The organism is Lacimicrobium alkaliphilum (genome assembly GCF_002591895.1).
GTDB classification, from domain to species: domain Bacteria; phylum Pseudomonadota; class Gammaproteobacteria; order Enterobacterales; family Alteromonadaceae; genus Lacimicrobium; species Lacimicrobium alkaliphilum.
On sequence record NZ_NISX01000009.1, the window covers coordinates 1 to 14128 of the forward strand.

A 14128-nucleotide genomic window follows, 5' to 3' on the forward strand; every position below is an offset into this window, starting at 1 on the left:
GGGACGCGCATTTTACGCTATCCAAGGTCACTGTCAAGGTGTTTTACGCAACTTTTACGTTGCCGCCACCCCGGCCATTCCCTGTGTCAGTAACACTATTGTGCCACCTCTCTTCTGCCGGTCTTCCTGACCCCGGTGTAAGCACGTTACCCCGTCGAAGTGGCGCGCATTTTACAGAGAACAGCACCCGGTGCAAGGGAAAAATGACCGTTTTGTGTCAACTGCTCAATATTCCGTCTAATTTTGCCTAAAACCATTTCTAATCGCTGACAGACACACTCACAACGACCTCAGAACAATATGTCTGAATATTTTACACAATCAGAAAGGGATTTAATTATTCTTATAAATAACAGTAAGTTATACAATGGATTAAATCTTGCTTATACATTTTGTTACGACTTAAAGCGTTCTTTGAGTCTCAACGGGCAAAAGTAGCAGGTCGATGGCCATATACATGTTCTTCGTACAGATGAGCATGGGCTCACATTACCTGAACCACAATATTCACTTGCCCAACGAGGCTTAACAACGTTAAGTCACACTAATGCAGTTATCGGGTAACAATTAATAAACTAAGCCTGATAGTTGTTTAAAAAGCATAAAAATTACAACGGGAGATGACGGATGACCTTTAAAAAGTCAATACTGGGTAGCCTGATTTCTGCAACCCTGGCAACAGGTATGATCGCAGGCAATAGCCTGGCGCTGGAAGTTTCAATAGATCGCAGTAAATTACAGGCCACTCAATCAACAGCAAGTCCATCCAATAAAGCTAAATCACAAAGCGCTTCTTATATAGTTCAGTTGAAAGGTAAATCCGGTGTCGGCCATGCCCAGGATATTGGCGAATTAAGATCCAGCAACCATTTGGCCGCTAACAAAGGTAACCTGTATAACGCGAAGTCTGCAAGAATGCAGGCTTATGTTCAGGCGATGAAAGCCAAGCAACAGGCGGTTGCTCAGGCAATAGGTGCAGTTGATGTGCTGTATAACTACACTCATACCTTTAACGGCTTTGCGGCAAAATTAAGTCAGGAGCAGGCTGAACAGCTTCGCAATCATCCTGACGTTGTGGGCGTCTGGGCCGATGAAGCTCAGCAGCTAAACACCGCCAATACCCCAGAATTCCTGGGTCTCAATGGTGCTAATGGCCAACACACTCTGGGTATCAAAGGTGATGATGTTGTAGTAGGTGTCCTGGATACCGGCATCTGGCCCGAGCATCCAAGTTTCGCCGATGATGGCAGTTACTCCGATCCTGCAGATATTGGCTGGACGGGCACTTGCGATGCGGGTATTGAAGCCGGTGCCGGTACCTTCAATTGTAACAATAAACTTATCGGTGCCAACTATTTTAAAGCCGGCTTTGAAGCCACTTATGAAATTCAATATGGCCTGGGGGAATTTGAGTCTCCTCGTGATGCTGATGGTCACGGTAGCCATACCGCATCAACCGCAGCAGGTAACGAGGGTGTACCGGCCAGCATATCAGGCTTTCCTGTAGACACAGTCACAGGCATAGCGCCAAAAGCCCGGGTTGCCGTTTATAAAGTCTGCTGGAACAGCGACTATGTTAGTCCTGAGGGAGCGAACGAACGTGGCTGTTTTTATTCCGACTCCATGGCCGCAATAGATCAGGCCATTGAAGATGGTGTTGATGTCCTCAACTATTCAATTGGTGGTAGTCTAACTGATCTTACAACGCCTGCGGCCTCAGCTATGCTCCGCGCAGCCAATGCCGGCGTGTTTGTTTCTGTCTCAGCCGGTAACGACGGCCCTGATGCCGTTACAGTAGGCACCCCAGCGCCCTGGGTTACCAGCGTTGGCGCATCAACCTATGACGGTACTTCTGCCATTATCGGTAATGCACTGGAAGTTAATTCCGGTGATTTGGCCGGTAGCGATTTTTTAAGCGTTCCAGCTGAAATCGCCCCGGCTGTGCCCGAAGGCGGACTGACGGGTGATCTTGTTATCGCCGAACCTCTGGAAGCCTGTGGTGAGCTGACTAATGCTGCTGAATTAGATGGCAAAATCGCGCTGATTTCCCGTGGCAGTTGTGCCTTTACCGACAAATTTAATAATGCTGAAGCGGCTGGTGCCACGGCAGTGGTGGTGTATAACAATGCACCCGGCGCCCCTTTTGTTATGGGTGGTACAGCTGTAAATATACCTGGTGCGATGGTTAGTAGTACTGATGGCCTGGCTCTTAACAATGCCGCAGCCAACTCAGCTACAAATATCACCTTTACCGAGACGCCAATATCTGATACCTCCACAGAGGTGGGTAATCTGATGGCTGATTTTTCCTCTCGCGGTCCAAACGGTTCAACTGAAGATATTATCAAGCCTGATATTACCGCTCCCGGAGTAAGAATCCTTGCAGCTACCACGCCAGAACCGATGTTTGGTGCAGGTGGAGAGTCATTTGCTTATCTGCAGGGTACTTCCATGTCTTCACCCCATATTGCGGGTATGGCTGCGCTACTTAAAGGGCAACATCCTGACTGGACACCGGCACAGATAAAATCGGCGTTGATGACTACGGCGCGTCAGAATATCACCAAAGAAGACGGCGTCACGCAAGCCGACCCATTCGATTATGGAGCAGGCCATGCAGCACCAGTTGATGCCATGGAGCCAGGTCTGACTTATGAGCTGAATGCGGGTGATTACTTTGCCTTTATGTGTGGACTGGGTGAAGGTGACTTTGTCAGCAGTGAAGCAGGTGTTAGTTGCTCCGACCTTACTGGTGCAGGATTCTCTGATGATGCAACTCAGCTGAATTATCCTTCGATTGCAGTATCGAAGTTACTTGTCAGCAAAACCGTTTCCCGTACTGTAACGGATACATCAGGTCTGGGTGGTACCTATGTGGCTTCCATTGACATGCCTGAAGGTATCGACGTTGCTGTAACCACGTATGACAGTGCAGGGAATGAAACACCGACTGATGATCTGGTGGTAGCAGCCGATGGTAAAGCCAGTTTCGCGCTGACCCTTACCAAAACAGCTAATGCTGTGATCAACGAGTGGGCATTTGGGGCCATTACCTGGACCGATGAAAACGGGCATGTAGTTCGCTCGCCTATAGCAGTTAAAGCTGCGCCGGAAGTTAAGATTGATGTGCCTGAGTCGCTGTCACTCCAACTGAACCGTGGTCGGGCCTCCTTCCCGGTACAGATGCTCTATAGCGGTGCCACCAGTACTGAACATGCCGGTCTGGTTGCTCCATTTGGCAATGCCGGGACTGTCGCGCAAGATCCTGACTCAACTTATGCCTTCAACGAAGCTGGATTGGGCTTCCACGCTTACCTGGTACCAGAAGGCACTCAGGTTGCCAGATTCAGTTTGCGTGATAACCTGGTGGATGCGGAAGGTGCCGATCTGGACCTGTATGTTTACCGTTGTGACGAGTGGTCCTGTGCTTTGGTTGGAGAGTCATTGAATGGCGGTTCAAACGAAGATGTGATCCTGACTAATCCTGAGCCCAGAGCTAACGGAGCTATAGGTGACGTCTATATCACCTTTGTACATGGATATAGTACCGCAGGAGAGCCTGAGGTAAATTACACTATGCCAGTATGGATAGCGGATCAGGCAGACTCCAGCACCAGAGTGCTGTCAAGCCGCAGAGCAATTGAAGGTCGTTTCAATAACGTCACTTTAACCGCACGCGGACTTAATCCTGAAGGTCTGTATATGGGTGCTATTACCTTCTACGACGATGAAGGTGTGGCTCAGGGCACAACAGTACTTGAAGTACAACCCTGATAAACCTCTATAAGAAAAAGCCAGGCCCCGCATTCGCGGGGCTTTTTTATTCAGATACAACCCGAAAATGCTGCCTTCCTGTGCCCTCCTGCAACGACTCATCTGCGTTGATTTGATCAAGGCTCCTTAACCCACATCGTCGGCCTACCGGTAATAAGAAAAGTTCCGGACGTAGCTTGACCCGGTGATATTCAGCCATTGCGCTATCGGAGTAACCGCTGCAGTTTGTGATTTTTGCTTCGCTGCAAATAACATCAGGTTCACCCTGCTGCAAAGCTGCCTTAGTTTTGCAGGCAGTTAAATACATACCATCAGACAAAGTAAAATGGTTGAGGAATATCCCTACCATGGATCAGAACAGCCAAGGCTTGCTGGTGATCAGAGACTAAAAGAGTACAAGCTTAATCAGTTATTACATTTGCCATCAGCGCAACAAAACTGATTAACCTAAGAGATACACCCTTTAATTCAGATTCGCGGCATTATTACCCAGGTAAGTCTTTCTTTAGTAAACCTACCAGGTTATCCAGCCTGCTCCACATTCAAAGGATAAGGCTAATGTTGTGTTGGTCTGCGTTGGAAAAATAAGGAGGGTCGGGAAGAGCTATGGAGAAACAAATCTACAGGACAAAAAAAAGTCCCCCGGCTGGCGGGGGATTTGTATCAAAGAGCGGGCAATAAGCCGAATCTCTTTCTGTTGTTACTTGTTATTACTTCGCCATACGACGACGTAAGCCTAGAGCCATCAACGCAAGACCAAAAAGCGCTACAGTAGAGGGCTCTGGTACATAGGTGGCCTGACCAAATCTGACATCGGCTCCCTCGTTGAAGTAGAGAAACTCGTTTGTATCTGCGTTAAAAACATCCAGGTAGTTAAAATCCGGCCATGCATTATCTATCAGCAATTGATATGCCCAGGTTTCTTCAAAGCCTAAGTCATTGGCATCAAAGTACAGGTACTCAATACCGCCGAATACATTGTCAGTATCGATAGCAAAATCAAAGGCGAAAAATTCATAGTCCGGCCAGCCGAAAAACTCAAAATCGACTAGGTTATCTTCATTGAAGAAAACGATGCCGTCTCCCTGATTCAGTATTGAGTCATCAATATCTACAGTAAAAGAACCCGTAAATGGTACACCGGAATAGTCACCAAACTCCTGCGTAATCATTACGGCATTTGCCGAAAAAGACGCCATTCCCAAGGTGGCAAACATCAAACTCGTTGCAACTATTAATTTTTTTATGTACTTCATGTTGTTACCTTTTTTAGTTATAAGCAAGCGAAGTGAAAAAACACTGCAACGAACTAAAGCAATAATCAAACCAACTAGAATACCCACGTTTAATCAACAAGTTAGAGTTATATGTTGTGACAGCTTAGATGAACTGTAAAATAATCGGACAGAGGCCGAAAGGAGGGCCAGGCCATTACGACCTAAAAAGGCGAACGCCCCGCTTATGCGGAGCGTTGAAGTGGTTAGGATTTATTCGCTTTCTCTTTGGACGCGGTATCGTCACCGGCAGATTGTTTCTGTTCGGCGTCAAAGTCAGCATCATTGCTTTCTTCTGTATCCCCGACAACATGCTCCAGCTTAACTTTATCAACACTTCTGAAGGTGTTAACCGGGCCGGCGATGGTATACAGCAAAAAGGCAATAAACAGCACCAGAGAGGGTGCCGTGGCCACGATAACGAAAATAAGCATCACCACCAACAAGGCCACAAAGGGCACTTTGCCATGCCAGTTTACTTCCTTAAAAGAGTTATATTTAAAGTTACTGATCATCAGCAGGCCAGCTGCGGCAGTTAACAATGCAACCAGTAACCCATAGTCATCACCTGAGATATCATACTCCACACCAACCCAAACCAGGCCCGCGACTAAGGCTGCGGCGGCCGGGCTGGCTAAGCCCTGAAAGTAGCGTTTATCGGCGGTACCAACCTGAGTATTAAATCTGGCCAGCCTTAAGGCCGCACCTGCCACATAGATAAAAGCGGCCAGCCAGCCGAGCTTACCCAGTTCAGTCAGCCCCCAGGTGTAGGCAATCAGGGCCGGCGCTATGCCAAATGAGACCATGTCCGCCATCGAATCATATTCAGCACCAAAGTCACTTTGAGTATTTGTCATTCTGGCCACCCTGCCATCAAGACCGTCAAACAACATGGCAACAAAAATAGCAATGGCAGCGGCCTCAAAATGGCCATTCATTGCAGACACCACAGCAAAGAACCCTGAGAACAGGCCGCCGGTGGTTAATAAATTAGGTAACAGGTAAATACCTTTGCGTTTACTTTCTGGCATTGAATCCTCCTAGAAACAGGCCATGCACGATATCATAAAGCGGATTTTCTTACCCTGAATTTGTTCAGCTGGCAGACTAACCATAAAACGAAAGCCGCATGCCTGCGGCTTTCCTGACTCAACGACTCGTTGACTTAACTGAATATCAGCCCGTTTTCGTCGGCATCTACCTTGATCACCGAATCCGGTGACAAATTTCCTGACAGTAGCTGTTGTGCCAGTGGATTCTCAAGCTGATGCTGAATCGCCCTTTTCAGCGGTCTGGCACCGTACACCGGATCAAAACCAGCATCGGCGAGTTTGTCCAGGGCCTGCTGAGTCAATTCAAGCTGATACCCCTTTTCCGCCAGTCTGGCTTTCAGAGAAGCCAGTTGTATCGCGGCAATTTCGCGGATCTGCTCATGGCCCAGCGGATGGAATACCACGGTGTCATCAATACGGTTGATAAACTCGGGTCTGAACTGTTGCACCACAACGTTCATCACCAGCGACTTCATCTCTTCGTACTGACTCTCTTTGTGCTTATCCTGAATAATATCCGAGCCCAGATTAGAGGTCATAATCACCACAGTATTCTTAAAATCCACCGTACGGCCCTGACCATCAGTCAGACGACCATCATCCAGAACCTGCAATAAGATATTGAACACATCGGGATGGGCTTTCTCTACTTCATCGAGCAGGATCACTGAATAGGGTTTGCGCCTGACCGCTTCTGTCAGATAGCCCCCTTCGTCGTACCCCACATATCCCGGAGGTGCGCCGACTAAACGGGACACCGAATGTTTCTCCATAAATTCGGACATATCGATACGTACCATGGAATCGGCACTGTCGAACAAAAATTCCGCCAGAGCCTTACACAGCTCGGTTTTACCCACCCCTGTAGGGCCTAAAAACAGGAAAGAGCCTATTGGCCTGTTAGGATCCGCCAATCCGGCCCTGGAGCGACGGATGGCGTTGGAAACCGAGGTCACTGCTTCCGACTGACCAATCACCCTGTCATGCAGCGCGTCTTCCATTCGCAGCAGTTTATCCCGCTCGCCTTCGAGCATTTTCGCCACCGGGATCCCGGTCCAGCGTGACAGCACATCGGCGATTTCGGTCTCGGTAACTTTATTTTTAAGCAGAGTTGTTTCCTGACCCTGGGCTTCGTCCGCCAGTTCTAAGCGCCGTTCCAGCTCAGGAATACGTCCATATTGCAGTTCAGACATACGACTGAGATCGCTGGCACGGCGGGCAATTTCCAGATCCAGTTTGGCCTGCTCTAACTCAGATTTAATATGCTGAGTGCCCTGCATGGCAGATTTCTCGGTATTCCAGATTTTTTCCAGTTGTTTGAACTTCTGCTCCAGTTGTTCTCTTTCCTGCTCAATCAGCTCCAGACGCTTATGACTGGCGTCGTCGGTTTCCTTGCTCAGCGCCTGTTCTTCGAGTTTAAGCTGAATAATACGCCGCTCGAGACGATCCATTTCTTCCGGCTTGGAGTCAATCTGCAGGCGGATACTGGAAGCCGCTTCATCGATCAGATCAATGGCTTTGTCCGGCAATTGTCGGTCACTGATATAGCGATGAGAAAGGGCGGCAGCCGCCACTATGGCGGGGTCAGTGATATTTACCGCGTGGTGTAATTCATAGCGCTCTTTAAGACCACGCAAGATAGCGATGGTATCCTCCACATTCGGCTGATCCACCAGCACTTTCTGGAACCTTCGCTCCAGCGCCGCGTCTTTTTCAATATACTGGCGATATTCATCCAATGTGGTGGCACCAACACAATGAAGCTCACCACGGGACAAGGCAGGTTTAAGCATATTACCGGCATCCATGGCACCTTCTCCCTTACCGGCGCCCACCATAGTATGCAATTCATCAATAAACAGAATAACCCGTCCCTCTTCTTTGGACAGCTCACTCAATACGGCTTTCAAACGCTCCTCAAACTCGCCCCGGTATTTGGCACCGGCCACTAATGCGCCCATGTCAAGACTCAGTACTTTCTTGTCTTTTAAGCCCTCTGGCACTTCACCATTGACAATGCGCTGTGCGAGGCCTTCTACAATCGCGGTTTTACCCACACCGGGCTCACCGATCAGAACCGGATTGTTTTTGGTACGACGCTGCAATACCTGGATAGTACGGCGAATTTCTTCGTCCCGGCCGATCACAGGATCCAGCTTGCCCTGCTCCGCACGCTCGGTCAGATCCGTGGTAAATTTTTCCAGCGCCTGACGCACGTCCTCGGCATTGGGATCGGTAACCTTCTGGCCACCGCGCATTTTCTCAATCGCCTTTTCAATCTTCTGTTCTGTCAGCCCAAGCTGACGAAGCGTTTCGCCAAGCTTGCCTTTGTCCTGTATCGCCGCCAGCACAAAGATTTCGGAGGTGATGTAATCATCTTTTCGTTTCTGAGCAATTTTGTCGCACAGATTCAGCAGCACCGCGGTGTCTTTGCCCAGTTGCACATCACCACCGACGCCCTGCACCTGTGGCAAGCGCTCAATCAGTTCGGAAAGTGCTGAACGAAGTGCGTTACTGTTAACGCTGGCCTGCTCCATCAGCGGCTTTACCGAGCCCCCTTCCTGATTCAGCAGCGCCATCATCAGATGGGCCGGTTCAATATATTGATGGTCTCTTCCCAATGCCAGAGACTGGGCGTCGGATATGGCAAGCTGGAACTTGCTGGTCATTTTATCTAAACGCATTTTTGTACCTACATGACAAACTAGATTGGTTATGTTATGGGTTCATTTTAATCACTATTCAAGTGCTCTATCGGGGAGGTTCGCGATCCTTTGTTCTGGATCAAGCGACGGGAATATAGAATCGCCATATTTTGAGTGCTGTATTAGACAATAGACATTTGTTCACCTATTTTTCAACGGTTAACTTTTGATTAACATTGGAAGTGTGGCTTCGTCAACAAATGCTATATCGGTTTAGGATAATCCTTTGAAGGACTATAGGTTAAGCCATTAAATACGATTTATTAATAAGGAGAAAAAACATGGATAAGAAGTTACTCATCGGTATTGCCTGCCTGACAATTGCAGGCTGTCATTCAACGCCGGTTACTACAGCAACTGAACATACCGACTCCCGCCTCGATGAAATTGAAGCGGAATGTAAGGCTGATAACAAAGGAACCAATTCAGACTGCGATGTTCACACACTGGCTGAAAAAGTAGGTTTGATTTGTAAAACAATGCCGGTAACCGGCAGTCGTATAGGTGTGCGCACCTGTACCACAGCCGAACAACGTGAACAAACAACAGATGAGGCAAAAGCACTGGCAAAAGAGTATCAACGACAGCCGTTCAGACATAAAACCGCAGAAACCTTTATGCATGACACCAATGGCTCTTAGTCCTGGATTAACGGTATTTCAGGCGGGACAATCGTCAGGCAGGAACTAATTAGCTCTCATCGGAAGAAAGCCAGATAACACTGGCCATTCTTCCCGTTTTACCATCTCGCCGATAAGAGAAGTAGCGTCTGGAGTCAGAATACGTGCAATACTCCCCACCAGAAACAGACATTACCCCCGCATGCTGTAAAATGCTTTTTGCAATAGCATAAATGTCGGCCCAATACTTACCCTGTTGAGCTGCTGGCTTAAATGCTGAGGAAATTGACGGAAACATTTTCCTGACATCCTCACCCACTTCAAATGCGTCTGATCCAATAGCCGGTCCCAGCCAGGCCATATATTCACTGTTAGTTCCGGGCAGTACTTTGAGCGTGTTATCCAGTATACCTGCCGCCAACCCTCGCCAGCCGCAATGCACTGCCGCAACGGCCGTACCACCCTGTCGGCAAAGTAACACCGGCAAACAGTCTGCCGTCATCACTGCGCAACTCACGCCCGGCTCTGTCGCGATAGCGGCATCGGCTTGCTGGTTTTGCCGACTGGTTGGCGTCAAATGAATAACATGATTGCCATGAACCTGGTCCATCCACACTATCTGCTCAGATTGCGGTAACCGTCGACGATTGTGTATAACAGCCTCAGGATCATCACCAACATGCATGCCAAGATTAAAGCTCTTGAAAGGCCCCTGACTAGCCCCACCCAGCCGGGTTGTGCTGTATGCCCGCACATTGCCTGGCGCTGGCCAATCAGGGACCAAAAACGGAGATTGCTCAGTCTTGTTCATGTTCCTGATTGTCTTTTGCCAGTATAGCAAGCAGAGCTTGGATGTCGCCGGGCAACGGAGCCTGCCAGCTTAACCACTCGCCAGTAACAGGGTGAGCCAGTTCCAGTTGTGCCGCATGCAGTGCCTGGCGCCTGAAGTCTCTCAAAAACTGGCGCAATGTTTCATCGGCAGATTTTGGTGGCCTCGGCCGTCCACCGTAAAGCGGATCACCAACAATAGGATGATGCAGGTGAGCCATATGCACCCGAATCTGATGCGTTCTTCCGGTCTCCAGCTTCAGGCGCAGATGGGTATGAGCGCGAAATTTCTGTTTAACCCTATAATGGGTCACAGCGGGCTTGCCCATTGTTCTGACCGCCATACTGGTGCGTTTTGTGTCATGACGCCCTATGGGCTCATCAATAATACCGCCGGCAACCATGGTACCGTTGACGACCGCCTCGTATTCCCGGCTAATTTCCCGGGCCTGAAGCTGCGTTACCAGATGGGTCTGTGCCGGTACCGTTTTCGCCACCACCATCAGCCCGGTGGTGTCTTTATCCAGACGGTGAACGATACCTGCTCTGGGCACGGCACCAATGTCAGGAACGTGATTCAGCAATGCATTGAGTAAAGTACCGTGTTGATTGCCTGCTCCCGGATGCACAACCAGATTAGCGGGTTTATTGATCACCAGAATATGCTCATCTTCAAACTGGATATCCAGCTCAATATCTTCAGCCTGGTGCTGCTGTTGTTCCTGCAATTGCGCCTGAATATGCACAGCTTCGCCACCCAGCAGTTTTTCCCTGGGTTTATCCACCACCATGCCATTCACTTGTACGCAACCTGCCAGTATCCATTCTTTGATTCTGGAGCGGGAATAATCGGGAAACACCTCGGCAAGCACCTGATCCAGTCTTTTGCCGATCAGGTTATCAGGCACAACAGCCTGTAATTCTATGGTTTGTTGCATCAAAAAGCCCAAGGGTCAAATAGACCCGCATCATATCATTATTAAGGATGTTAGTGACAATCCGGCTTGATGTCCTTTTAGGTGACCGGTGTTAGTGCATCGCTACACACACTCAGGTAGAATATTGAAATACACTGGCACTTTTGAGACGAACTGCTGTCTACGCTGGCGGACTCAATACAATCGACAACATCGCATAGGCGAATATAAGAGAAATATGAATAATAGAGTTATTTCCATTGCCATAATACTATCCGCGGGCCTTATGCTCTCTGCCTGCTCAAGTTCTCCTGAAGATAAAGATATTGCTCTGGCGAACCAGGGCCCTAATGCGCTTTATGATAAGGCCAAGCAAAATATGGAAACCGGCAATTTCAATGCCGCAGCGCAAACGCTTAGCGCGCTGGATTCCAGATACCCCTTTGGACCACTATCCCACCAGGTACAACTGGATTTGATCTACTCCTATTATAAAATCAGGGATACAGATCAGGCACTGGCCAATATCGACCGTTTTTTGCGTCTCAATCCGAACCACTCAGATGTTGACTATGCACAATATATGCGTGGGCTGGTAAATATGGATGCCGGACGAAATGTGTTCCAGGATTTTGTCGGCATAGACCGTGCTGACCGGGATCCCTCTAAGGCCCGCGAGGCCTTTGATGATTTTCGTCGTCTGATTGAGAAATATCCTGACAGCAAATATGCCGCTGATGCGCAAAAACGCATGTTGTTTATTAAAGACAGACTGGCGAGGTATGAATTGGCCATCGCCAGCTACTACATGAAACGTCAGGCTTATGTGGCCGCCGCTAACAGAGGTAAATATGTACTGGAGAACTACCCAGACTCTCCACACCTTCAGCAGGCGCTGGAAATCATGGTGGAATGCTATGAACAGCTTGATCTTCATGAACTGAAGAGTAATGCCCTGAAAACCTTACGACTTAATTTTCCTGATAGTAGCTACGTGAGCTAAAAGCATCACGCACAAAAAACGCGCCTTTATGGCGCGTTTTTTGTGTCTATAAGGTTATTTGAAAAACAGCTGACTGAATGGATTCAACAACCTGGCAATGCCCGATGTAAAGTGCAGAGGCTTGTCGAGAATACTGAAAACAAGACAACCTTCATCTGCTTCGGTATGAGGCGTATGAACGTGATCGCAACTGCGCTCAATAAAATCACCGGTATCATAATTCCTTATACCATCGGAGAATTCGCCGTCCAGGACCAGGGTCAGCTCTGTTCCTCGGTGAGTATGCTCAGGAACAGACCCGCCTTTCTCCATATAGGTGAAATCCGCTCGGCCATCAATACCCAGGTCGACCCTGGCTTGCCAGAGTTTACCGGGCAAATGAGACCAGCCATTTATTTTGTCAGCGTACCGCTGCAAACTTCTTGGCAATACAAATTCTTTGCCATCCAGTTCCAGTTTCTTCTGCTTATACGACACTTCAATACCCGATGCTGCCGGCATCTGTAATATATTTGCCAACATGGTATCAAACGCAGGATCCGGACTGGATTTCTCTGCCATCGCCTCTCTGGCGAGCTCCGCTTCAATTAACGTTAATTTTTGTTTGCATTGACGACACATGTCAGTGTGAGCCGCGATTATCAAGGCGACACCAGAATCACATTGTCCTTGTGCAAATTCAGACAACTGCTGTGAATTGGGGTGTAATTTAATCATCTTTTTCCAACATCTCTCTCAATCGCTGCAATGCCAATCGGGTTCTCGACTTGACAGTTCCCAGTGGAATGCCTAATTCGTCTGCCACTTCTTGTTGAGACTTGCCTTCAACGTAAATTGCTTCAATGACCGCCTTCTGCTTTACCGGTAACCCGGAAAAAAGTTGACCAACCTGTTCCAGTGTCACCTGGTGGTCCAGGCTTACCTCGGCATCAGACGCTGTTTGCTCACACAATACCGGCCACATGTCCTCCGAGCAGATGTCTTCCTTACGCTTTTGTTGCTTGCGCAACATGTCATAGCGAATATTCCGGGCTATAGTGAAGATCCAGGTTGATGGAGACCCCTTCTCTGCGTTGAACAAGTGTGCTTTCTGCCAGACATTGGCCAGAGTTTCCTGTACCAATTCCATCGCCTGCGCTTCGTTTTTCATCTGCTTTAGTGCGTAAGATCTCACCCGGGGAGCAAAATAATGAAATATCTCAGCAAAAGAAGCTTTACAGCGTTCGCTGGCCACCGTCTGTAAGTATGTGGACATTTCATTTGCTATTTCAGGCCCGCTTGGCCTTTGTGTTTGCCTGGTTTCCAACTGAATCCCAACTAGCATTGTTCCACCACTTTGATTGTATTTTCGATTTATACGAGCGGTGGATCAAGAAAGATCAATTTACTAATTGTGTCAGAAAATTGAGTACTTTGCGGCAATCTTTTTGATGTAGCAGTTCCTGCTTCAATGAAGCCTCTACGGGCACCAGTTCGAGCCAACGGAACATCACCCACAAAGGGTCTTCAAAATGGGGCTGTTGGTACAAATTTCTGACATCAGGAAATTGATCAAATATTTGTTTTAGCTTTTGTTTCATTGGCACTATCGATTCCACGGGGACATCATATTGCCAGGCTTCTAACCAGCGACACTGACCCACTCGCAATCCATCAGGATCAGTGGAAATACTGTCAATCCAGAAATAGTCCAGTCCTTCCACTGTTATACCTAACAAGCCATCATCGAGCATATCAAAATCAGTAACTCTGACATGAGTGCCCATCGGATAAATATGCTGATTACTGTCCTTATCACCATGGGGGTTAATCATACAGATACCGAACGCCAAGTTGCCGGCACACGCTTCTTTGACCATGCGCAGATAACGAGGCTCAAAGATGCGCAATGACATTTTTCCACCTGTCAGTATGTGGGCTGACAGGGGAAACAGCGCTAGTTGGTTATTCAGGCT

11 protein-coding genes are annotated in these 14128 nt (G+C 48.3%); 3 read left to right on the forward strand and 8 right to left on the reverse strand.

The window, feature by feature from the left end:
• The first annotated feature begins 627 nt into the window (after window positions 1-627).
• Window positions 628-3774 carry a S8 family serine peptidase gene (locus CDA54_RS09875; RefSeq protein ID WP_099034847.1) on the forward strand — a complete coding sequence of 1049 codons (3147 nt, stop codon included), beginning with the start codon at window positions 628-630 and terminating at the stop codon, window positions 3772-3774.
• Between the two features lie 710 nt (window positions 3775-4484).
• Here the strand turns inward: CDA54_RS09875 and CDA54_RS09880 are convergent.
• From CDA54_RS09880 to clpB, 3 genes are all read right to left on the reverse strand, one after another.
• Window positions 4485-5030: a PEP-CTERM sorting domain-containing protein gene (locus CDA54_RS09880; protein WP_099034848.1), complete on the reverse strand. Its 546-nt coding sequence runs from the start codon at window positions 5028-5030 to the stop codon at window positions 4485-4487.
• A gap of 224 nt (window positions 5031-5254) precedes the next feature.
• Window positions 5255-6079, reverse strand: coding sequence for a CDP-diacylglycerol--serine O-phosphatidyltransferase (gene pssA / locus CDA54_RS09885; RefSeq protein ID WP_099034849.1), 825 nt, complete (start codon window positions 6077-6079; stop codon window positions 5255-5257).
• A gap of 134 nt (window positions 6080-6213) precedes the next feature.
• The gene (gene clpB, locus CDA54_RS09890) at window positions 6214-8784 is read right to left on the reverse strand and encodes an ATP-dependent chaperone ClpB (RefSeq protein ID WP_099034850.1); all 2571 of its coding nucleotides are present in this window, start codon (window positions 8782-8784) and stop codon (window positions 6214-6216) included.
• Between the two features lie 302 nt (window positions 8785-9086).
• Between clpB and CDA54_RS09895 the strand changes: the two genes are divergently transcribed.
• Window positions 9087-9446, forward strand: coding sequence for a hypothetical protein (locus CDA54_RS09895; protein WP_099034851.1), 360 nt, complete (start codon window positions 9087-9089; stop codon window positions 9444-9446).
• Between the two features lie 49 nt (window positions 9447-9495).
• On the opposite strand, the gene pgeF is transcribed toward CDA54_RS09895, so the two are convergent.
• Window positions 9496-10236, reverse strand: a complete 741-nt coding sequence (gene pgeF, locus CDA54_RS09900) for a peptidoglycan editing factor PgeF (RefSeq protein ID WP_099034852.1) — start codon at window positions 10234-10236, stop codon at window positions 9496-9498.
• Window positions 10223-11191 carry a 23S rRNA pseudouridine(1911/1915/1917) synthase RluD gene (rluD, locus tag CDA54_RS09905; RefSeq protein ID WP_099034853.1) on the reverse strand — a complete coding sequence of 323 codons (969 nt, stop codon included), beginning with the start codon at window positions 11189-11191 and terminating at the stop codon, window positions 10223-10225. Before rluD ends, pgeF begins: the two co-directional genes overlap by 14 nt.
• A 217-nt stretch (window positions 11192-11408) precedes the next feature.
• Here rluD and CDA54_RS09910 point away from each other — a divergent pair, with 217 nt between their 5' ends.
• Entirely contained in the window at window positions 11409-12173 is a 765-nt protein-coding gene (locus CDA54_RS09910; protein ID WP_099034854.1) for an outer membrane protein assembly factor BamD, read from the forward strand.
• Between the two features lie 54 nt (window positions 12174-12227).
• Here CDA54_RS09910 and CDA54_RS09915 read toward each other — a convergent pair whose 3' ends face one another.
• Genes CDA54_RS09915 through CDA54_RS09925 form a run of 3 tightly spaced genes read right to left on the reverse strand, consistent with a single transcriptional unit; the run spans window position 12228 to window position 14125 of the window.
• Entirely contained in the window at window positions 12228-12890 is a 663-nt protein-coding gene (locus CDA54_RS09915) for a ChrR family anti-sigma-E factor (protein ID WP_099034855.1), read from the reverse strand.
• Complete coding sequence (locus CDA54_RS09920) at window positions 12883-13497, reverse strand: sigma-70 family RNA polymerase sigma factor (protein WP_099034856.1); 615 nt, start codon at window positions 13495-13497, stop codon at window positions 12883-12885. The genes CDA54_RS09915 and CDA54_RS09920 overlap by 8 nt, the downstream gene beginning before the upstream one ends.
• 55 nt (window positions 13498-13552) lie before the next feature.
• A complete protein-coding gene (locus tag CDA54_RS09925; RefSeq protein ID WP_099035004.1) occupies window positions 13553-14125 on the reverse strand; it encodes an LON peptidase substrate-binding domain-containing protein in 573 nt (190 codons plus the stop codon).
• Between the last annotated feature and the right edge of the window lie 3 nt (window positions 14126-14128).